23 protein-coding genes are annotated in these 20,674 nt (G+C 68.0%); 14 read left to right on the forward strand and 9 right to left on the reverse strand.

Going from position 1 to position 20,674, the window contains the following annotated elements:
- The 3 genes from F0Q45_RS15580 to csoR form a co-directional block, all read right to left on the reverse strand.
- On the reverse strand, positions 1–231 hold a 231-nt coding region (locus F0Q45_RS15580; protein ID WP_262491027.1), incomplete at its 3' end, for a hypothetical protein.
- Positions 218–511 (reverse strand): DUF1490 family protein, encoded by a 294-nt coding sequence (locus F0Q45_RS15585; protein WP_149654818.1) that lies wholly within the window; start codon positions 509–511, stop codon positions 218–220. The genes F0Q45_RS15580 and F0Q45_RS15585, both read right to left, overlap by 14 nt.
- Before the next feature lie 93 nt (positions 512–604).
- Positions 605–964: a copper-sensing transcriptional repressor CsoR gene (gene csoR, locus F0Q45_RS15590; protein WP_149654800.1), complete on the reverse strand. Its 360-nt coding sequence runs from the start codon at positions 962–964 to the stop codon at positions 605–607.
- Between the two features lie 110 nt (positions 965–1,074).
- On the opposite strand from csoR, the gene F0Q45_RS15595 reads away from it, so the two are divergent.
- Complete coding sequence (locus F0Q45_RS15595) at positions 1,075–1,839, forward strand: DUF2182 domain-containing protein (protein WP_262491028.1); 765 nt, start codon at positions 1,075–1,077, stop codon at positions 1,837–1,839.
- 528 nt (positions 1,840–2,367) lie between these two features.
- Here F0Q45_RS15595 and F0Q45_RS15600 read toward each other — a convergent pair.
- Positions 2,368–2,799, reverse strand: coding sequence for a hypothetical protein (locus tag F0Q45_RS15600; protein ID WP_149654801.1), 432 nt, complete (start codon positions 2,797–2,799; stop codon positions 2,368–2,370).
- A 407-nt stretch (positions 2,800–3,206) separates the two neighbouring features.
- On the opposite strand from F0Q45_RS15600, the gene F0Q45_RS27765 reads away from it, so the two are divergent.
- Positions 3,207–3,344: a hypothetical protein gene (locus F0Q45_RS27765; RefSeq protein WP_188112969.1), complete on the forward strand. Its 138-nt coding sequence runs from the start codon at positions 3,207–3,209 to the stop codon at positions 3,342–3,344.
- A 307-nt stretch (positions 3,345–3,651) separates the two neighbouring features.
- Here the strand turns inward: F0Q45_RS27765 and F0Q45_RS15605 are convergent, their stop codons facing one another.
- The gene (locus F0Q45_RS15605; protein WP_149654802.1) at positions 3,652–4,902 is read right to left on the reverse strand and encodes an FAD-dependent oxidoreductase; all 1,251 of its coding nucleotides are present in this window, start codon (positions 4,900–4,902) and stop codon (positions 3,652–3,654) included.
- 659 nt (positions 4,903–5,561) lie between these two features.
- On the opposite strand from F0Q45_RS15605, the gene F0Q45_RS15610 reads away from it, so the two are divergent.
- Positions 5,562–5,852 (forward strand): metal-sensitive transcriptional regulator, encoded by a 291-nt coding sequence (locus F0Q45_RS15610; protein ID WP_149654803.1) that lies wholly within the window; start codon positions 5,562–5,564, stop codon positions 5,850–5,852.
- A 548-nt stretch (positions 5,853–6,400) separates the two neighbouring features.
- Here the strand turns inward: F0Q45_RS15610 and F0Q45_RS15615 are convergent.
- From F0Q45_RS15615 to F0Q45_RS15625, 3 genes are all read right to left on the reverse strand, one after another.
- Positions 6,401–7,558 (reverse strand): PPE family protein, encoded by a 1,158-nt coding sequence (locus F0Q45_RS15615; protein WP_149654804.1) that lies wholly within the window; start codon positions 7,556–7,558, stop codon positions 6,401–6,403.
- Between the two features lie 40 nt (positions 7,559–7,598).
- Positions 7,599–7,898, reverse strand: coding sequence for a PE family protein (locus tag F0Q45_RS15620; RefSeq protein WP_149654805.1), 300 nt, complete (start codon positions 7,896–7,898; stop codon positions 7,599–7,601).
- A 474-nt stretch (positions 7,899–8,372) separates the two neighbouring features.
- The gene (locus tag F0Q45_RS15625) at positions 8,373–8,819 is read right to left on the reverse strand and encodes a hypothetical protein (protein ID WP_149654806.1); all 447 of its coding nucleotides are present in this window, start codon (positions 8,817–8,819) and stop codon (positions 8,373–8,375) included.
- A gap of 297 nt (positions 8,820–9,116) precedes the next feature.
- Between F0Q45_RS15625 and F0Q45_RS15630 the strand changes: the two genes are divergently transcribed.
- The 10 genes from F0Q45_RS15630 to F0Q45_RS15675 all read left to right on the forward strand — a co-directional run bounded on the left by F0Q45_RS15630 (position 9,117) and on the right by F0Q45_RS15675 (position 20,154).
- The gene (locus tag F0Q45_RS15630; RefSeq protein ID WP_149654807.1) at positions 9,117–10,631 is read left to right on the forward strand and encodes a multicopper oxidase family protein; all 1,515 of its coding nucleotides are present in this window, start codon (positions 9,117–9,119) and stop codon (positions 10,629–10,631) included.
- Between the two features lie 455 nt (positions 10,632–11,086).
- Positions 11,087–11,431 carry an NADH-quinone oxidoreductase subunit A gene (locus tag F0Q45_RS15635; RefSeq protein WP_149654808.1) on the forward strand — a complete coding sequence of 115 codons (345 nt, stop codon included), beginning with the start codon at positions 11,087–11,089 and terminating at the stop codon, positions 11,429–11,431.
- Positions 11,428–12,564 carry a hypothetical protein gene (locus F0Q45_RS15640; RefSeq protein ID WP_262491030.1) on the forward strand — a complete coding sequence of 379 codons (1,137 nt, stop codon included), beginning with the start codon at positions 11,428–11,430 and terminating at the stop codon, positions 12,562–12,564. The genes F0Q45_RS15635 and F0Q45_RS15640 overlap by 4 nt, the downstream gene beginning before the upstream one ends.
- Positions 12,557–13,471, forward strand: a complete 915-nt coding sequence (locus F0Q45_RS15645) for a complex I subunit 1 family protein (RefSeq protein ID WP_149654810.1) — start codon at positions 12,557–12,559, stop codon at positions 13,469–13,471. Before F0Q45_RS15640 ends, F0Q45_RS15645 begins: the two co-directional genes overlap by 8 nt.
- Before the next feature lie 4 nt (positions 13,472–13,475).
- Entirely contained in the window at positions 13,476–14,039 is a 564-nt protein-coding gene (locus F0Q45_RS15650) for an NADH-quinone oxidoreductase subunit J (RefSeq protein ID WP_149654811.1), read from the forward strand.
- Positions 14,036–14,338, forward strand: a complete 303-nt coding sequence (locus F0Q45_RS15655) for an NADH-quinone oxidoreductase subunit NuoK (RefSeq protein ID WP_149654812.1) — start codon at positions 14,036–14,038, stop codon at positions 14,336–14,338. The genes F0Q45_RS15650 and F0Q45_RS15655 overlap by 4 nt, the downstream gene beginning before the upstream one ends.
- Positions 14,339–14,346: 8 nt before the next feature.
- The gene (locus F0Q45_RS15660; RefSeq protein ID WP_149654813.1) at positions 14,347–16,182 is read left to right on the forward strand and encodes a proton-conducting transporter transmembrane domain-containing protein; all 1,836 of its coding nucleotides are present in this window, start codon (positions 14,347–14,349) and stop codon (positions 16,180–16,182) included.
- Positions 16,183–16,184: 2 nt separating this feature from the next.
- Positions 16,185–17,675: a complex I subunit 4 family protein gene (locus F0Q45_RS15665; protein WP_149654814.1), complete on the forward strand. Its 1,491-nt coding sequence runs from the start codon at positions 16,185–16,187 to the stop codon at positions 17,673–17,675.
- A 21-nt stretch (positions 17,676–17,696) separates the two neighbouring features.
- A complete protein-coding gene (locus F0Q45_RS15670) occupies positions 17,697–19,094 on the forward strand; it encodes an NADH-quinone oxidoreductase subunit N (protein ID WP_149654820.1) in 1,398 nt (465 codons plus the stop codon).
- A 298-nt stretch (positions 19,095–19,392) separates the two neighbouring features.
- Entirely contained in the window at positions 19,393–20,154 is a 762-nt protein-coding gene (locus F0Q45_RS15675) for an AraC family transcriptional regulator (protein ID WP_149654815.1), read from the forward strand.
- 39 nt (positions 20,155–20,193) lie between these two features.
- Here the strand turns inward: F0Q45_RS15675 and F0Q45_RS30270 are convergent, their stop codons facing one another.
- Complete coding sequence (locus tag F0Q45_RS30270) at positions 20,194–20,379, reverse strand: hypothetical protein (protein ID WP_373424993.1); 186 nt, start codon at positions 20,377–20,379, stop codon at positions 20,194–20,196.
- Here F0Q45_RS30270 and F0Q45_RS29365 point away from each other — a divergent pair.
- Complete coding sequence (locus F0Q45_RS29365) at positions 20,320–20,652, forward strand: hypothetical protein (protein WP_262491029.1); 333 nt, start codon at positions 20,320–20,322, stop codon at positions 20,650–20,652. The genes F0Q45_RS30270 and F0Q45_RS29365 overlap by 60 nt on opposite strands.
- Positions 20,653–20,674: the final 22 nt, after the last annotated feature.

The following is a 20,674-nucleotide window of genomic DNA, read 5'->3' on the forward strand; positions in this document are numbered from 1 at the left end:
CACCGCGGCGGTGTCGCAGCGTTCGGGTGCGTATATGATCACCACCGATGCCGTGCGCGGGTAGGCATACACCGCGCACACGCCGGTCACCGTGGCGACGGTGTCCTCAATCGCCACGGCCCGGACCGTGTCGAAACGAAACCCGGTGGCGTGCACACGCATCCGTCCTGATGCGTTGGAGAGGACTTTGAGCCCGACCCCGATATCGACGATGGTGTCAGAGCTCATCATCGTCGACCGGGTGCACGATCACCGGTGTGACGTCGTCGCCGATGCGTTCTTTGGCCTCGGCGATCACGTCGGCGGCGGTTAGTCGAGCCCGCTCAGCGCTCTCGCTGGCCCTGCGTTCGGCCTCACGGGCCACGCGGATCCCCCAGGCGGTCACGGTGACAGTCGCTGCGCGCAGCGGAACCTTCGACACTGCCTTGCGCGTCGCCTCGTACGCCGCGACCCCTACTGCCCCGGTCACGACGGTGGGTACCGCCTTGGCCATCAGTCCATGCAACGCCAACATCTCCAACGGTCCTTTCCTCTCATCGCCCCCGTCACACGGTGGCCTGTTCTTAGTCTTAGGTCGTGGTTGGCACCAATAATCTGGTGGTCCTCACCCCCGCCCGCCCGCCGGCGCCGGTTCGTTGTCGCTAGGTTCGCCGACCGCGGCCCCGCCGAGTCGGGCCTGCGGGCCAGTCAGCACCGGAGTGAACTTCACGGCATCAACCAGTTCATCAATGGCGGCCTGCCCACGGCCATCGAGCACCGCCGCGGAAAAGCACGTCTCCAAGTGGTTGTGCAACATCACCCGGTTGGCGCGCTCCAGCGAGGACTGCACCGCGGAGATCTGCTTCATCACATCCACGCAGTACGCGTCGGACTCCAGCATGCGGATGATTCCGTCGAGATGGCCCCGAACCGTCTTGAGCCGATTCAGCGCCGCGTGTTTTTTCTCCGTCAATTCCTCGCCCATCACTGCCTCACAAGTCGCATCGACACCGGATCACAACCCCATGCTAGCCCACCCCACCGGGGGTGGGTACTGTGCTAAGTGGATCGTGTTCTGGCGTCGACCGGAGGGAGGTGGCCGACGTGGACAACATCGGCGGACATGGATGGTCGTGGACTGATGTCTGGCTGCCGGCGCTGCTGCTGGGGGTGGCGGCTCTGGGCTGGTGGTGGTCGGTGGTCAGCGCCGCGGGCATGCGCGGCGATGCGATGCCGATGGGCACCCAATCCACGATGTCGTTGGCCGCGTTCCTGCTGGCTTGGGCGGCCATGATGGCCGCGATGATGCTTCCCGCCCTGTTGCCCGGTGTGGGCCGGTATGCGCGCGCGGTCGCCGGCAACGCCGTTGCGGCAGTCGTCTTCGTCGCCGGCTACCTGGTGATTTGGACCGCTGTGGGAATCCCGGCCTTTGTCGCCTCAACCCGCCTGAACCCAGAGATGCACAGCAGCTCGTGGGTCGGCCGCATCACCGGTGCGCTGGCGCTAGTCGCGGGACTGCATCAGCTCAGCTCCTTCAAGGCGACGTGCCTGCGGCACTGCCGCTGGCCCATCACGTTGCCCGCTGGGTCGGGCAAACACCTCAACACCCTAGCCGCGACATGGCTTGCCGGAGGCCGCTACGGCATCTACTGCGTGGGCTCTTGCTGGATGCTGATGCTGCTGCTGATCGCTGTTGGCACAATGCAATTGAGCTGGATGCTGGCACTGTCAATCGTCATCTGGCTGGAACGAGTCGTCCCTTTCGGCGACCAATCCCGACGCCTGACGGCCGCGATGCTCATCGTTCTCGGCATCGTGCTACTGATCCACCCCACGCTGGTCACCCACCTCATCTCCTAAGAAGCCACGGCGCCCCCCACACCGATTCAACAGCGGGCGGTTGGGGGGTTGTAGTGCGCTGAGGGTTCTGATCGCGTATCCGTGGGCGACCAGTAGGAGTCGCCACTCTCCGCGGGGGAATGCAGAATCGCGGATGGGGCGCCGCGCGGGCCTCGAGCCGCAGCGTCTTCGACCAGCAGGTGATGGCCAGCCCCTGCCGGGTGGGCTCCCTTGCCTGATAATCGCGCCTGGCAACGTCGATTCTCGTTGAGGCAGTCCGCCTTTCGCATGCACGTCCACGGATCGCTGCCCGCTACGTGCTGTGTCGAGGGCGACGATGATCCCGAGCTGCTAGATCTCGCGCCCGACCACGCCGACGCTAGTCGTGGACGCGCCGCAGCGCGCACCACATCGTGAGATGACCTCGCACGCTCGCGCGCCGCTATGGCGCGCTGGGGACACCGTGTGATGCCACCGGCTTTCGCAGGACCGATTGCAGCGCACACAGCAGCCAGGCGGTGCCCGGCGGGTCTGCCGGTGGGTTGGGGCTCAGCCGGGCTTCGGCCGGCCGGTCAGTGCCCTGAGCGCGACAGCGATGAGGGCGGACTCGGTGACGAGAGCCGTGACGCCAAGCGGCTCCAGCCAGGCTTCGGCTTCCTGCGCCAAGTCGAAAATCGGGGCGGTCCGGACGAAGACGTAACCGGCGATCGCCACTGCACCGGTGATAGCGGCGACGGAGTAGGCGGTCGCTGTGTCGCGAACGGCGGCGGCCATTGCGATGAGCAGGCACGCAATGATGAGCAAAATGAACCCGACGCCGATGATGGGCTGCTCGCGCAGGTGTTCCTCTAGCTCGGCCACATGGATTGCAGCGACAAACACCAGCAGCCCGACCAGGGGCCAGCGCAGTCGGTGGTTGAGCGGCTCCCAGAGCAATCTGTCGATAGCCGCGCCTTCGCCCCGATTGTGCTTGTTATTCACACTCGCCTCCTCGCCGAGCAGCGTTTCCGAGTCACCCAGCCCAGCGATCGCGCGCAGGTGCCGGCGGGTGGGCTTCGATGAGCCCCGCGAGTCTGAGAAGAGGTGATGACCGCGTTGCTGATGCGACGAACTCCCGCGTTTACCGGTGTCGCCCCGCTCGGCACCGCCCTCCCCAGCTCTGACTCGAGTATCAAATGGCACTCCTAAGGATCTGGACCAACGAGCTGACGAGCTCGACGCCTGCCGTGTGGATACCCGCCCAGGGGAGTTTTTAGTGGCCGGCAGGGCGGCCCGGGGTGCCAAGGTCCGTTTCAACTGAGGGCCGCGGGCGTTGTGGCAGATGACCACAGCGGGAACCCTGCGGCGGTGGCGGTGCCCTTCTGTCCGCCGGTTCGACCTCGCCGATCATGCGATTTGAGGTCGGCAAAGACTCGCTGGTGCGTCTCGACCATGCGCATGTATCCCTGCGGGCTGGTGACATCGATCAGAGAGAAGCATGCGCGGGGTTGTTCGCGTTGGTCCGGGGCGGAACCCCGATCCGGTGAGTAACACTGGGAGGTGCAGGTGGGAGTTGACCGGACGGCAGGATCGTTACCGGGGGGCGATGGGGTCACCGGTGTTGGCCTAGGGTGCTTGTCGCCAATGGCCCTCGCGGGTCGGGGTGATGTGCTCGACAATTGATGTAGACCGTGGTAGTGGCGGGTCAGGCGCTGACGTTGGCTGTGGTCGGTGATCCGGGCGTAGTGCTGGCTCATTTCACGTGGTTCGCGCTGGCCGGGCGTCGTTGCCCGACACGGATGGGCATCCGATCGTTAAGCGATGTGGTTGCCCCGGGTGACTTGGGTAACGCCGTCAGGGCTTTACCCAGCGCTTTGCGAGTACTGCACAGGCCAAGTCGGCAACCTCTTGGGCGCAGCCCCAGGACAGGGTGACGCCGGCGGCGCCGTGGCCGTAGTTGTGCACGATCCGGGTGCCGGGCTGGGTTTCCAGCCGCACACCACCGGGGCGGAATGGCTGCACACCCACCCGCAACGGGTCGAGGTCGTCTAGTCGGGCACCGCGCAGGGCGGGCAATACCTCGGTCCAACGGTCGAGCATGCGCTGCAGTGACGGGTGGTTGGCCAGGCTGGGGTCGATGTCGTGGTGGACTGGTTCGACCGGCCCGCCCAGTAGGAGTCGATGGACGCCGCGCGGCACGACGTAGATCGGGGTTTCGGTGTCCGCGTGTGGAGGGTTTTTCATCACGTGGGCCGCGGTCACTCGAGGTGCACGGGGGCCGTCGTTGACTATCCGCAGGAGGGCCTCCGGGCGCGGATGCACGCTCGGGTCAGCGGCCAACTCACGGGCACCCAGGCCAGTACAGTTGATGATCACCTCGGCCCCGTGCTCGACGCGCAGCCGCTCTTCCTGCTCGACGAGCGGTCCGCGGATGCGGCGCACGACGGCGGTGACGCCGGCCGCTTCGGCTTCGCGGGCCAGCCAGGTCAGATACCAGTCGGTGTCGATGGTGGGCGCCAGATACGAATAGGCGTCGACCACTCCGGCATCCGGGCTGACCCCGTGCGCGTCGATCAGGGTCGGGTCGTGGACGTACCCGGGCACGTGCCGTTCGATCTCGACCATTTTGGCGAACTCGGTCGGGTCCTCTTCGACGGGTCGAGTGAAGTGGAAGACCGCGGTTCGCAGGCTCACCCCGGTGCGTGAGTTGGGGGCCAGCTGGCAGAAGCGCAGGTAGGAACGCATCGCCCAGGCTGCCGAGCGGTCCAGCATCTTGTGGTTGGAGCGGCGATCGCAGGGCGAGGACGGCCATTCCCACAACGCGCTGTCTGCCGTCGAGACGGCCTCGATGCCGAAGCGGTCGGCTGCCAGCACAACCTGCCAGCCCCGCCGCGCCAGTACCAGCGCGGTGGTCCATCCGGTGATGCCGGCCCCGATGACCAGCGCGCCAACTTGGTTCTGCGGCCACGGCGACTCAGAGTCGTGCACGGCCAGCGGGGGAGCGTTGTGCGCGCCCAGTTGGGCTTCTTGCCCCGGGCGACTCCACGCCGTCGCCGCGGGCCCCACGCTGAAAACCCTGCCACCTGGGGTATTCGGAGTCGTCATGTTTGTTATCGACGCGCTGGAGTGAGGCCGGACGGGTCTACTGGGGCAGGAGTCGCACGGCCAACGTGGCATCGGGTCCCATCATCGGGGCAGGACCCCTCGCGGGTCCCGGGGGAAAGCCCGGTGTCCGTCGCGGCATCATCGCCCGCCCAGACCACGAAGAATCCCGAACGCTAGGCTAGGGGGCTGGGCCCCGTGTTCAGCTGGTTGCGTCATGTGCCGAAGAGTAGCTCTGTATACCTCACCCCGGTAGGGCATAAAGTCCCGACGTGCGGGGCGGACCCAGCGCCTCGGACCATCGACACCTCTGCTCCGCATGCTCGGTGAGTATTGGTAGCCCGGTGCGTCCGACCGGCTGGCGCCGCGCCATCGACCATCGAACCCCCGAGCGCCAGGCGGTGCGGCCCCAAGTCACGCTTGCCCGCCATGCCTGGACGACGCGGACACCCGCTTGTGGTCGACGGGAGCCCGCGTGGGGCCGTCCCGTCCTCAGCCGCGATGGCAGGAGTCCTGCGTACGCCGGGCCGATGTGCCCCGGAGCCGACAGGGAGTGTACCCCCGCGGGGTACACTCGGGGGTCAGGGACGCCGTGGGCGGCCGGCTTGTCGCCCCGCGGCACCGGCGAAGAACGGCTCGATGATTAAGTGCTGGGAGTTCACATGGAATCCACGTACGGCTATGTCGCCCACAAGGGCGCCTACGCCAAGCGGCTGCGCCGGATCGAGGGCCAGGTTCGCGGTATTGCAAAGATGATCGACGACGACAAGTACTGCATCGACATCCTCACTCAAATCAGCGCAGCCAGCAGCGCTTTGCGATCCGTGGCGCTTAACCTGCTCGACGACCACCTTGATTCCTGCGTGGGCCAAGCGATTGCCCAGGGTGGAGACGAGGCCGACGAGAAGCTGGCCGAGGCCTCCGCGGCGATCGCACGCCTTGTTCGGTCGTGATCGACGGGGGAATCCTTGGCAGGTGCGGGTACCGGAGCGCCGGGGTAGCAGCTGTTGGGTCTCGTCGCTGCGCGGTAGTGGGCTCTGCAGGCAGTCAAGGACCCTTCGGGGGGAGTGAGCCTGCGGGCGGCGGCGTCATGCGAAGGCTGCCGTGTCGTCTCCGCCACAACCGAAGCCCCAGCATCTGCTCGCGGCCGCAGCGCCGTGCTGGCCAACGCTTTCCAGCACGCCAACAGACCCGGGGGTCCGCGGTGACACAGCCACCGTGCGCGGCGGGGGCCCCACCGCGGCCTGGCCGCTCTGAACGGCAGGAGACCGTCAACGCCGCGGATGAGCACGATCCCCTCACATCAAACTTCGCCGCCATCGAGGCGGATTCGGGCCCGGACCACCGAACTGGCCACCGATCACCGCGGGCACGGCCGCACCCAAGGCCAGGGCCTAGGTCGTTGTCGCTGCTATGCGCACCCCCGGAATGAGGCAGCGACGCATCGTGGGCCCCTGGTGACGTGAGGCAACGGCGGCGAAAGGGCCGGCGCTGTGACCTCTTATCCCACGGTTGACCAGCGAGGCACCATAGGCGGGCGTTCGAGAAACCGGGCGTCAGGCACGACAGCGCCGACGCCGCGCCCGGCGGCGCCAGCCAACGGCAGCCCGCCCACCATGCCTCCCGGCGCGTCTGCACCTGCGGCCGCGGCGGCGCCAAGGTCCGCGCCGGTCAGGGCCGCGGCGACCCTCCCCGGGGCAGCGGTGGTCCAGGTCTGTGGCACCGACATCGACCCGACCAGGCCCGCGCGCCCCAGGCCCGCTGACACCGCCGCACCGGGGGAGCTCCCCAAGGCGGCCAAACCAGCAGAACCCGAGCCCAGTGCGCCCTGGCCCACTGCGCTGGCAAACGCCGGGGCCAGCGCGGCGGCGGCCGTTGACGGGAGCAGGCTTTTCAGCTGGTTTGCGTTCGACAGGCCCGCGCTGGCCATCCAGCCGAGCGAACTGCTCACCGACAGCACGGGGCCCAGCGAGCTCATCGTCGACATCGCCGGCGTCGACAGCGGCGAGGCCAGCTCCTGCAGCGCCGCAGGGGCCGTGGAGATCAGCTGGGTTAACGCCGCTTGGGTGTCGGTCACCGCCGATGTCTCGGCGGCCTGGGCGACAGCCGCGGCCTGCGCGAGCGCCCCGGTCGGGTTCGTCGTCTGTGGCGGTGAGACGAACGGTGTCAGGACGGTGGCGGCCGCAGACGAGCCCGCGTATGCATACATCGCCGTCGCATCCTGGGCCCACATCTCCATGTACTGCGCTTCGGTGACCGCGATCGCCGGGGCGTTTTGGCCCAAGATGTTTGTCGCGATCAGCGATGTCAACAGACTGCGGTTGGCTGCGATCACCGGCGGGGGCACCGTGGCCGCGAACGCGGCCGCATATGCGGCGGCCGCGGCCCGGGCCTGGCTGGCCGCCTGCTCGGCCCGGGCGGCTGTGGCGTTCATCCAGCCCAGGTAGGCAGCGGTCGCGGCCGCCATCGCCGCCGATGCGGGGCCGTGCCACGATAAGGCAGCCAGCCGAGCGATCACGGATTCGAAAGAGATTGCCGCCGCACCTAAGTCAGTGGCCAGCTCGTCCCAGCCGCTCGCGGCGGCCAGCATCGGTCCAGACCCTGGACCGGCGTACATGCGCGCGGAGTTGATCTCCGGTGGCAGCGCCCCGAAATCCATTGGCGTGTCCCTTCAATAGTCGTTGATGGCTGCGGTCGCCTCACCCGGCTGTCGCCGCGTTGGCGGACTCGGTGCTCGAATAGGAATCGGCGGTGGTGCTGAGCGCGGCCACTAGCCGGCCATGGATGGCCGTGGCCTGGTTTGCCACCACCTGGTAGAGATGGGCGTGCGCGCGGAACTGGGTCGCGGTCCACAGCGATACGGGGTCGCCCGCGGCAGGAACCACTGCGCTGGTGGTGGCGGCGGCCAACACATTTGCGGCGTTGATCGCCGCGCCGATGCTCTGCACGTCGCCGGCTGCCGAGGCCACTGCTTCGGGGTTGGTGGTCACAAATGACATGTGTTGTCTCCCTGAGAAATATCGTCACAAGCCGCGCGCCGAAGATGCGTTGGTTCGGCCTATCGAACGGGCTCGTCGTTGCTGGTGGTCGTTGATGGTGGGCATCGCGCTCGACCCGGTGCGCGCGGTCAGCCGGGCGGGGTGTGCGTGCCGCCGCACCCGCGGGCCATCCTTCCTCCGTCAGGAATGCGTGACGTCCAAGCCCAGCGAGGGCCGCGGCGTGTCCCGGCGCTCGATCGGTTGGCACGGACTTTGCGGTGCACGGCTTTGCCGCCGGAAGAGCGTGGCGGCGAGGGTGTTTCGGAAGCCGAGCTGTGTAGTTCAACGGTCGCGATACATCCGGGGTTGTGGATGCGCGTCACCGGAGTCATGCGATCGTCGATTCCATGGGCCGCGACCTGAACACGCGGACGTGGATGTGGGCCAAGGATCACCGGCCGCCGCGGCAAGCCGCCACGGCCTGACGCTGACCGGTCAGCGACGAGACGTGCAGAACCGCGTCAAGAGGTCTTGACCGGTGAGGCTGGAAAACACACCGTGCGGGGGGCCTCGCCCGCCGGCGGCCACACCCTGAGCCCGCGAACCGGTGGCGGCGGCGGCCGCCAGCACCACGCCGAGCGCGACGAACCCGCCGACGGCGGATTGCGGCGATGCCGCGGTGGCAAACACCGTGGACCACTTGCAGAGCGGCAGGCCGTTGACGAGCTGGGGCTGCACAGCGGCCGAGGTGGCCCCCTCGGCGATCGATGAGAGCACGGGCGCCAGCGCATGGGGCGGCGGGGATAGCGCGCGTTGCGGTGCGCAGTGGCCCACGGCCGCGAGGGCGGCCACGGCTGCTGCCACCCCGAGGGCGAAAATCACTCGGGGCGGCCTGCGTGAGGCGGCGCGTCGGGCATCCGACCACATCCGGTTGTGCCCCATACCCGCACAGGGTACACCACATGGCGGCGGATCCCAGCGATACGGCTCCTGGTAGCGCGTCTCCGCGCCTCCTGCCGGCTCTTGCGCCGCGATCTATACCCCGTTAGGGTATTTTGCAGCGTGCGGGGCACCGCTGGCCACGCCACCGGCTTCCTCGCCTCTGCGCCGATCCTGCGCGCTGCGCCGGTGGCGGGTGGTGCGAGGCGCCGGCTCGTCCCGGACACGAGGCCGGCCGTCGGCGGAATTGCAGGAGCGCCTCATCCGGGATCGGGGGCGGTCAAGAGTGAAGGAGCGAGGGTGACCCGATCGGCGTGGACGGATGTTCACCTGAACAGGCGCGCGTTTGTCGCCGCCGCGGCGGCCAGTGGAGCCGGTTTGGCGTTGGCCGGATGCGACGCATCGACCGGTGCTCAGCCGACCCTCGACCAGGCCATCGCCGCCGCCGAGAAGCGCCGGCCACACACCGGTCGGACCGCTACCGCGACGCTGACTGCGGCGCCTGCGACTATCGACCTCGGCGGCCCGCTGGCGCGGACCCTGGCCTACGGCGACGGCGTGCCCGGCCCGTTGATCCGGGCCAACGTCGGTGACGAACTTGCCGTCAACGTCAGGAACCGGCTCGGCGCACCGACCTCGGTGCACTGGCACGGCATCGCGATCCGCAACGACATGGACGGCGTCTTCCCCGCGACACCCAACATCGCCGCCAACACCGACTTCACCTACCGGTTCTCCTCGCCGCACCCGGGCACCTATTGGGCTCACCCCCACGTTGATCTGCAGACCGACTACGGGCTTTACCTGCCGCTGATCATCGACGATCCCGCCGAATCGGCCGACTATGACGCCGAATGGGTCGTCGTTCTCGACGACTGGACCGATGGGATCGACAGAAGCCCCCAGCAGATCTATGACGAACTCAGACGCGGGCCGATGCCAGCCCAGCCGGAGGAGGGGGAGATGCCGGGCATGAGCCACGCCGGTCGCAGCGCCCTGCTCGGCGGGGACGCCGGCGACATCGGCTACCCCCACTATCTGGTCAATGGGCGGGTCGCGACCGCGCCCACCACGTTCGCGGCCAAACCGGGACAGCGGATCCGCATCCGGATCATCAATGCCGGCGCCGACACCGCCTTCCGGGTGGCGTTGGCCGGGCACGTCATGACGGTCACCCACACCGACGGTTTTGCCGTCCTCCCCACCGACGTCGACGCGTTGCTGCTGGGAATGGCCGAACGATACGACGTCATCGTCACCGCAGGCGACGGCGTCTTCCCGCTGGTCGCCGTGCCCGAAGGCAAGACGGCGCAGCCGGGGCGCGCGCTGCTGACGACCGCGGCCGGTGTCGGGCCCGACCCCGCCTTTCAGCCGCCGCAACTCAACGGCCGAGTCGGCACCGTCGACATGTTCACCGCGACACCGGAGGCCAGCCTGGGCCGGTCCGGGTCCGACGTCGACCTCGCACTGGAACTCACCGGCTCGATGCAGGCCTACGACTGGTCCATCAACGGCAAGCCCTATCCGAACAGCCCCCCGATGGAGGTAAAACAGGGACAGCGAGCGACGCTGGCATTCACCAACTCCACCATGATGTATCACCCGATGCACCTGCACGGTCACACCTTCCAGGTGATCAAGCCCGACGGGAACCTTGGCGCTCGCAAAGACACCGTCAACGTGCTGCCCAATCAAAAGGTCAGCGCCGTCCTGGTCGCCGACAACCCCGGCGACTGGATGATCCACTGCCACAACGGATACCACCAGGAAGCCGGCATGATGACGACGCTGAAGTACACCGCATTCACCACCTGAGGGCTTGCGCGCCATGACGACCGCGGGTCGGCCGCCACCGGCGCCGTCGCCGGACGCGAGCCTGCCGGCGGCACAGCCTCACCGCCATCGGGTGGCGTTCGCGAGCCCCCTACACCGCGGCCGCAGACCCGCAGCGCTGAAGCTGTGGCCCGGCGGCCGGTGGGGGGCCGCACGGGGCGATGTGTCGTCGCACCCGGACGCACTCGGCGTTGCGCCTCCGCCCCTTCTGTCGAGCGGCATACCGTAGACGGGTACGGTAGGGCCAGCGGAGCAGGGCAGCGATCCGGGAGTCGGGGCTGATGACGACTTGGCCACAGACAGCCGCGACCCGGCCACGGGCATCACGATGGCCGAGCAGCGTTTGAGGTGCCCGCCCCGGGGAACCCCGCTGTTGGCTGTCTTCGACAGACAAGACCTAGCCGGTCCAACGAATGCCAACCGGATGAGGAGCCGCAATGTATGTCGGCGTGGTGTGGACGCTGCTGGTCGCCGTGAGCGGGGTCACGATTGTGTATGGGCTGCACCGCTTTACCGCGATAAGCCCAGGCGCGTTGACGGTGCTGCCATTCCAGTCGGGTTGGCCTCCGCAAGAGCATGCGCTGTCGCGCTATCACGTGCGCTGGTATCTGGCGACGCTGGTATTTCTCGCTTTTGATGTCGAGATGTTGTTCATGTATCCGTGGGCCGTGGTGGTCGCGAAATTGGGCGCCGGCGCGGTCGCCGAGATGTTCGTGTTTCTGGCGGCGTTGCTGGTCGCGGTCGTGTGGGCATGGCGTGAGGGTGCGCTGCGTTGGGTGTGAGGCAGCTGTTGGCCCGGTGCGCGGTCCGACGCGCACATGTCCTCACCGTGGAAGCCCCTGGGCGGTGGCTGGTACGGGCTGAGGTCGAGCGCGCGGTCCGCGCGCGCGGATGGTGTCTGGCTACCTCACCGGCCGATGCGGATGTCTTGGCGGTCTGCGGAACGCCCGGCCCCGAATTGGCCCGTGCCGTGGAGCGGGTGTGGGATCAGTTGCCCGGGCCCCGAGTTCGCGTTGAACTGCGCGCGCCGAAGGCGGTCGCGTCAGGTCTGGATCGCGCGTTGGTGGAGCTGGTCGATACCGACGGTCACCGCCGGGATGCTTGCGCCCGGGCGCACTTCTCGGAGATGAGCGACGAGCACGGCCATGCGGGTCGGCATGACGAAAAAATGCATGGCGGCATGGATCACGGGGCACACCACGACAGCGATCATGGCGCGGGGAGGGCGCCGGCGGGGATTGCGTTGGCCGAAGGCGGCGAGGACCGTGACGGGTTGGAAATGGATGTGCTGCACCTACGGCTCGGCCCGGTGCTGTGCCACTGGCCCGCCGGGTTGGTATTGCGGTGCGCCCTGCACGGAGACGTCCTCGTCGACGCGCAAGCATGGCTGGTCGACGACAACTCCCAGGACGCGATGCCAGGTTCGCGAGACGGCGACAACGCGGCGCTGCTAGCGGCGCGGCAGTGTGATCATGCCTGCGATTTGCTGATGCTGGCTGGTTGGCCGTGGGCGGCGGCAACGGCACGTCAGGCGCGCGATGCCCTGATGAACCGGCCAACCCAGGACCGCGGACGCCGGCTCATTGACCATCTCCACCGCCGGCTGGGCCGGTCACCGATGCTGCGCTGGTCGCTGCGCGACCTGGCATCGTTGACAGTCGAGGATTGCAACGAGCTGCAGTTGCCGGCTTGGCTGGCCGGCGATTGTTATGACCGGCTGCTCACGCGGGTGGACATGGCGCGGCGCCTGTTGTGGGACCCGTCGGCGCCCAGGCACTTTCATGCAGCATCCGCCGAAGTCGTCGCGGCGTTGCCTGGTCTGGTCAGTGGCCTGGACCTGGCGACCGCCCGGCTGGTAATTGCGAGTCTGGGTGTCGACCCCGCGGGTGGAGATATCGGTGGCCAGGATGGCTGACGGCCCCATCACCACGGTGCCCGGCTGGTGGGCACTAGCAGCGTGCGCGTTGCTCACAGCTCTGGGCCTGTACGCGGCCACCCTGGACCACCTGCTGTCCGCGCAAGGCGCCAGAACAGCGCTGTTCGAACTTGCGCGGCTGATGCGGCAACGCCGGCGCACCACGGTGGCCGCGGACACGCTGTTGTGGCGTGTCGGTGGAGGGGGGCTGATCGTTGTCGCCTCGTTGATGGTGGCGGTGGTTCCGGTCGGGCGATGGGCGCTGGCCGACCTCGATGTTGGAGTCGTGTGGTTCAACGCGATGGATGTGACGCTGTGGGCGCTGGTATGGCTGTGCGGGTGGGGCCCGAATTCGGCACACTCACTGGTTGGGGGCTATCGGTTCCTGGCCCACGGTCTGGGTTACGAGCTCCCGCTGATGTTCGCCCTCGTTGCGCCGGCCATCGCCGCCAAGAGTCTGCGGGTCGGGGAGGTGGTGTCTGCGCAACACGGTCTGTGGTTCGCGGCGTGGATGCCAGTCGCGTTCGCGGTGTATTGCCTTGGTGTAGTGGCGTTTTCGGTGTGGGGTCCGTTCGGACCGGCGCTGGGCTCCGATATTGCCGGCGGTGTCACCGCGGAGCTGTCCGGTGTGGATCGCCTCATGTTCCAGGCTGGCCGTCACGCGCTGCTGGCGGCCGGTGCCGCGTTTGCGGTACCGATGTTCTTGGGCGGCGGCGCCGGTCCGTGGCTGCCGGACTGGGCGTGGGTGATGCTGAAGACGGTCGCGGTGTTGTCGGTGTTGGTGTGGCTGCGCGCCCGGACGCCGGCGCTGAGGCCGGACAAATTCATGGAGATCGGATGGATAGTGCTGTTGCCGCTGACCGTCGTGCAGGACTTCGTGGTAGCCGTTGTGGCAGTGAGGAACTGAAAACATGATCATCAGCGTCGTCTACTGGATCAGCGCCGTTGTCGCCGTCGCCGCCGGGGCGGCGGTGTTCGTCGTCAATTCCATGGCGCGGGCTACCTATGCCCTGGCTGCGTCATTCGTGGCGGTCGGAGTCGCCGTATTGCTGTTGGCGCAGAACTACATCGGCGTCGTGACCATCTTGATGATGGTGATGGAGATGGCCGTGATGGCGGTGTACATGGTCATGTTCATGGGCATGAATCCGGCGTTGATGCCGATGAGCATGGTGCACGACAAGCGACACGCCTTGGCCGCCGCGGCCGCCTGCTTCGTCGTGCTGGCCTCGGGGATCTTGCTGACCGACTGGCCAGCGCGCAGCGGCGCACCGCCGCAGGCCGTGACCTTCGCGCTCGGCGAGGAATTGATGGGCCCGAAGATGCTGGCCATGGTGGTGATCAGCCCGGTGATGGTCGCCACCATCGTCGCCGCCGTGGTTCTGGCAGCGCACCGTAGCCGCTACGACCGGTTCGGCGATGACCTCAAGCACCGACCCGCCCGCGATCCGCAACCGGGCGGAGTTGGCCGATGACGCTGCAAACCGTGCTGCTGGTGGCCGCGGCATTGTTCAGCGTCGGACTCTACGGCGCGCTGTCGCAGCAGGTGGTGGTCATGGTGATGATGGGTCTCGAGTTGATGATCAACGCCGTCATCCTTGCCGCCGCCGGGTTTTGGTGGTTCACCGCGCCCAAACCGACCGGTCAGGTCCTGCTTCTGGTGATTATCGCCGCGATGACGGTGGAGATGGCGATGGGTTTCGCGGTGGCGACGCTGCTGCACCGCGAGCGCGGGGCCGACATGACCGACATGGCTGCCGACCTGGCCGGGTGAGCGGGGCGATGTCACTACCGCAGCTGGCCTTGTGGCTGCTGGTCCTTGTTCCGGCCATCGCCGCCGCGTTGGTGACAGTGGCGCGCCGGGCCGAGCGGTTTGCCGGCGGGATCGCGGTGGCGACGTCGGCGGTGGTGGTGATGCTGGCGGTCGCAGTGGCGTTCGCGCGGCCGTCGGTCAGTGTCTGTTTTGTCGCTGGTGCGCGATTCGCGCTGTCCGTCGATGCGCTGGCGGCGGTGGTGGTTCCGGTCGTCGCGGTAGTCACCTTGCTGGTGCTGATATGTGCCGCCGCGGAGATTCGGGTGGCTGCGGGCCGTTTTCACGGCTTGATGTTGCTGTTCGCGGCCGCCGCGGTTCTGACAGCCACCGCCGCGACGCTGCCTGCGCTGCTACTGGCGTGGGAGGTGATGGGGGCGGCGTCGTATGCGCTGATCGGGTTCAGGTGGCGCGATGACTTTCGGATGTCGGCCGGCCTGGCCGCTTTCGTCACTACCCGCACCGCCGATCTCGGGCTGTATCTGGCCGCCGGGGCCGCGTTGGCTGGCGGCGCGGGCCTGGCGCTAGGGGATTTGGCGGCCGCAACCCCCGGATGGCGCCATGTCATAGCATTCGGAGTCGTCATTGCCGCCTTGGGTAAGGCAGCGCAGCTGCCGTTCTCGTTGTGGCTCTCACGGGCGATGGAGGGCCCCAGTCCCGTCAGCGCGTTGCTGCACTCGGCGGCAATGGTTGCCATGGGCGGGTATCTATTGCTGCGCACCAGTTCGCTACTGGCCGCCGCCGGATGGGCCGCCGAGATGGCGGCCTGGAGCGGCGCCGCGACCGCGATCCTGCTCGGTGCCGTCGCGCTGGCCCAACACGACCTCAAACAGCTGCTCGCCGCCTCGACCGCTGCGCAGCTGGGGTTCGTCGTGATGGCGGCCGGCGTCGGCGCCGTGAGCGGCGGTGCCGCGCAGCTGGTCGCCCACGCCTTTACCAAGGCCGGACTGTTTCTTGCCGCGGGAGCCTGGCTGGCGCTGCTGGGCACCAAGGAGCTTGGCAAGCTGCGCGGTGTCGCTCGGGCCTGGCCACTTGTTGGCTGGTCTGCCACGGTGTGCGCGGCAGCATTGGCGGGCATCGCGCCGCTGTCGCTGTGGGCGACCAAGGACGCGGTGCTGGCGGCCGCGGCTAAACATTCGGTGGGCTTGTACGCGGCTGGATTGGTCGCCTCCGCGCTGTCGGCCGCCTACGCGGCGAAGATCCTCGTTGTCGTGTGGGACAAAGGAGCATCGACCATGTCTCGACAGGCGCGGAAACCGAAAGGTATCAACGTTTTTGAGCAGGTTCCTGTTGTCGTGTTGGCCCTCGGCGCCGCCGTGGCGGGAGTGCTGGCCTTACCGCCGGTCGCGTCCACGTTGGGCCGCGTCCTCGACGACGGACCGACCGCGCATCCGACGGTGCCCGAACTGGCGGCATCGGCGCTCGTGGCGCTGGTAGTGGTGGCCGCGGTCATTCGATGGAACGTTCCCCAGCCGCGATGGGCAGCCGCCTGGCTCCACCTGCAACCGGCCACCGACGCGGTGGTCGTCCAGCCAACCCTGCGCGTGGCTCACGCGCTGGCCCGATTCGACGACCGCGTCCTCGACGCGACGGTAGAGCGGATCGCCGCAGCATCGCTACGAATTGCCCGCTGGTCGGCCCGCGGCGATAACCGCGGCGTGGACGCGGCGGTGGAAGCGGTGGCGACACGGGTACGACAGCTCGGTGTGCTGGCCCGACGACCGCAGACCGGTCAGGTGCACCAGTACTACCTGGCCGCGGTGGTGGCGCTGGCGCTGAGTGTCCTGCTTCTCGTGGTGGTGAGGTAAAAATGCTGAGCCTGATTGTTTTTCTGCCGCTGGCCGCGGCGGCGGGCGTGCTCGCCCTGCCGCGGCGCGGCGACGCGGTGGCCCGCTGGGTATGGGTCGGCGTTGCCGCCGTCGATCTGGTGCTGGCGGTGGTGGTGTGGGCCCGCTATGCCACGCCGCGCCCCAACGAGCTGGCTTTCGAGGAACGGGCCCGCTGGATCCCTGGCGTCAACAGCAGCTACCACGTCGGTGTCGACGGCCTGTCGCTGCCGCTGCTGGTCATGACCGCAGTAATCTTCCTGGCTTGCGCGCTGTATGGGCTGCGCAGCCGCGACCGGCCCCGGACCCAGGCGGCGCTGTTTCTGTTTCTGCAGACCGTGAGCCTGGGCGTGTTCGTGGCCGCGGACCTGATCTTGTTCTTCGTGTTCTTCGACCTGTCGATCGTGGCGATGTACTTCGTGATCGCCGGATGGGGCCACGGTGACGCCGGCCGCTCGGCGCTGAAGTTTTTTCTCTACACTTTTCTGGGCTCATTGGCGCTATTGGTCGGGTTCATCGGCCTCTACGTCGCCGCCGAACCGCACACGTTTGACATGCTCGAACTGGCTGCCACCACACCCCTGTCCGGTAGCTCGCTGACCGGTTCGCTTGTCCTGGCGGCGATTGGGCTGGGGCTGGCGGTCAAGACCCCGACGGTTCCCTTCCACACCTGGCTTCCCCCGGCCCACACCGACGCGCCGGCAATCGGATCGGCGGTGCTGGCCGGGGTGCTGCTGAAGATGGGCACCTACGGGCTGGTGCGCATCGCCATGCCGATGCTGCCGCAGGCGTGGCGCAGCTGGGCGTGGGTGATCATCGCCGTCGGCGTGGTCTCGGTGCTCTACGGAGCGTTAGTTGCCTTGGCGCAGAACAACTTCAAGCGCATGGTGGCCTACACCTCGGTCAACCACATGGGTTACGTCGTCATGGCGGTCGGCGCCGCCGGCCTGGTCGCGGCAAACACCGCCGACGCGCGCGCGGTCGCCGTCAGCGGAGCCGTCACGCAAATGGTCAGCCACGGTTTGATCACCGGTGCGCTGTTCCTTCTTGCCGGAGTGTTCTACGACCGCGCCGCCAGCTACGACATGGACTCCTTCGGCGGATTGGCCGCGCCCGCCCCGAAACTGGCTACCGCATTCGCGTTCGGTGCGTTTGCCTCCCTGGGGTTACCCGGACTGTCTGGCTTCATCGCCGAATTCCAAATCTTCACCGGCAGCATCGCCGCAACACCGGTCACCGCCCTCGCACTGCCGGGCATCCTGATCACCGCCGCACTGTTGCTGCGTGCCCTGCAACGGATCTTCACCGGCGACACCCGAGGACATTCACAAGGGTTTGCCGATCTCACAGCATCCGAAATGGTCTCGGCGGGAATGCTTCTGACGCTCTCAGTCGTCATCGGTATTTTCCCCCGGCCCTTGCTGGACCTGATCGAACCGGCCTCGCACATCCTCATCGGGCTGGTCGGGAGATAGCCGGTGGACTCCGAGACCGGGATGCGGGCACTGCTGATGCTGCCAGAGATGCTGACCTTCGGCGGCGGTCTTGTGGTGCTGATCGGCGGTTCCTTCCTGCCGCGGCAACGGCAGTGGTGGGCCCGCATCCTCGCGGCCGCCGCCCTGGCCGGGGCCATCGCGGCTGCGCTGGTCGGCATGACGGGACCGGATCAGACCGCCTTCACGGGGACCTTCGCCGTCGACACCGCGACCGGGGTGGCGCGGATCGCCGCCGCCGTCGGGGTATTGCTGGTTCTCGCGATCGCGGGCGACGAAATCGCAGGAACCGCCCGGGAGAGCGAAACCTACGCGCTTCTGCTGTTTTCCACCACCGGTGTCCTGGTGCTGGCCGGGGCGAACGACTTGCTGGTTCTGGCCACCGGATATCTGCTCGCCAGCATCCCGGTATACGGATTGATCGGGTTGCGCAGCACCGGGTTGGCGGCCGAGGCGGCGCTGAAGACCTACCTGATGGGTGCCCTCTTCGGCATCATCCTGCTGCTGGGGATCACGGTCTTCTACGGCATCACCGGCGCAACGCGCTACGACGAACTCGCCCGAAATCTCGGCGGCGCACCGATCGCGGCAGTGGCAACGAGCCTGGTGGCGGTGCTGGCGGGGCTGATGTTTGAAGCCGGGGCGCTGCCCGCGCACTTCTGGGTTCCCGATGCCGCCCAAGGCGCCACCGGAACAGCGGCCCTCTTTTTGACTACCGTGCCAAAGCTCGGCGCCCTGATAGCGCTCTATCGGGTGGCCATCGTCTTGCCCAATACCGTGGCCTGGCCGCTCGTGATCGCGATATTTGCCGTCGCCACTATGACCTTGGGCAACCTGGCCGCTTATTGGCAGCAGGATCCGCGGCGACTTCTGGGGTGGTCGACGGTAAGCCAGGTCGGCTACTTGCTCGTGCCGATCGCCGTCGCCGGGCACAGCGAACTCGCGCTGCCGTCACTGCTGTTCTATCTGATCGGCTACACCCTCACCAACAGCGCCGCGTTCGCGGTGAGCACCGCCCTGCCCGATCGGCGTGACCTCACAGGGTACCGGGGTCTGTCACGAGCTCAGCCGTGGCTGGCCGGGGCGTTAGTAGTGGCACTGCTCGGCCTGGTCGGCACCCCCCCAACCGCGGTCTTCGTCGGCAAGCTCACCACGGCCACCGCCGCATGGGACGGCGGCAGCGCGTGGCTGGCGGCACTGGTGTTCGTCAATAGCCTCATCAGCCTCTTCTACTACTTGCGCTGGATCATTCCCCTATTCCAGAAACCGGAATCGACGACGGCCCCCACGCCGCGTCGCTGCTCGACAAGCATCGCGATACTCGCCGCCGGCCTAAGCCTCACCGTCGGCATCGCGGCCGGTCCAATGTGGGGAGCACTCGCGGCCGCGCCGATACGCTGAAGCTGGACCGCAGCCCAAAGAGCGTGGATTGAAACCGTGATTCCCCACCGGATCGCGCCGGCCTGCTCCCGCGGGCCAGGGGATCGGGACCAGCTTGCCGCGTCGCCGCGCAAAGGACGCTCACCCGCGGCCACAGCGCCACCGGCAGCGCCGAGCGCCGGGCCCGCGATCCGGACCCGGCCAGCCCCAAGCGGGGCCGTCGAGAAGTCGCAGCCCCGCGATGGTGGCGGCCGCCCTTCGACATGACTAGCCTCACATGTCGGTGAACTGCTCGTCGGTTGTCCTTGGAGGCGACGTCATGGCCCGCCTGACACGCGATCTCGACCGGGCGGCGGCGCGATGGGCCGGTGCTGGGCTGCTGCGCCCGGGAGTCTTGACGTTCCGCGGCGCCATCGGTCCGACCGACGAGCATGCCCACCACGCCGTGCAGGTCATGCTCGCCGATACGGAGCTGACGCTGATCGATGACCGGGGAGTCGAGCACCGCTCCGCGCGCATGGTGGTGCCAGCCAACGCGTGCCATCGCATCGCGGTTGGCGCCACAGCGGGGGTGATGGTATTCCTGGGCCCGGAAAGTCTGGCCGGCACGACAGCCGACCGGCTCGGACGCACGGCGTGGGAGCAGCCCGCAGTGGCCGCCGATGTGGACATGGCCGCCGGGCTCAGTGACGTAACGGATTGCGTGATAGCGGTATTCGGCTCGATCGGGGCGGTGGCTCCGCACCATCCCGCCGTGGTCGCAGCCGCGGCCCACGCCCAGGCGATGCTGGCCGACGGACCGGTCCGTACCCGGGATCTGGCAGCCCGGGTGGGGCTGTCCGCCGGTCGGCTCACTCATCTGTTCAGCGCCCAGATCGGATTGCCGCTACGTCGATATGTGTTGTGGCTGCGGCTGATCGCCGCCCTGCGGGCCGCGGCCGCCGGCAGTGACCTCACCGCCGCGGCCCACACCGCCGGCTTTTCCGACAGCGCGCATCTGACTCGCACCTGTCGAGCCATGTTCGGGCTCACGCCATCGACATTGCATCGCAGCATCGACGTCAGCGTCGACGACCGGTAGCCGACACAGTCAGCGAGGCCCTTTCGATGGCGTTGCGTGTCAGCAGGTTTGCTCCGCCGTCGAGGCCCCACTCGGGGCGCAGCCCGCCAGGCCCCGACACGGTCTCGCAGCACTGAATTCGGTTGGTCGGGAGCTGAACTGCTGCGCACATGCGAGTGAGCAGAAATGGTAGGTGACGCCGCGGCGCGTGCGCGTGGCGGCTATGTCCGCGTCGTGGAGGTGCATGCGGCACACCGGGTCGACACGCTGGCGCTGGCACCGGGTGCCCAGGCCAATAGCGAAAGCTCGCACCGGGTCAGCGAGGTTACGCAGGGCGAGGCGGCCCAGCGGGGTGGCGGTCAACCCGACTCTGCGGGCCGCTGCGGCGATCGGGGCTGTGGCCAGGGCTTGGCCTGCGCGGGCGGACGCAACGAGCCGGGCGGCGGTGTTGACGGTAGCGCCGTAGATGTCCCCGCCGCGTTCAACGATTGGTCCGTAGCTGGCCCCTGCCCGCAGTAGGGGGAACCCGTGTGCGGCGCTG

Origin of the sequence: Mycobacterium simiae (assembly GCF_008370645.1) — a bacterium.
In the GTDB taxonomy this organism is placed as follows: Bacteria; Actinomycetota; Actinomycetes; order Mycobacteriales; family Mycobacteriaceae; genus Mycobacterium; species Mycobacterium simiae_A.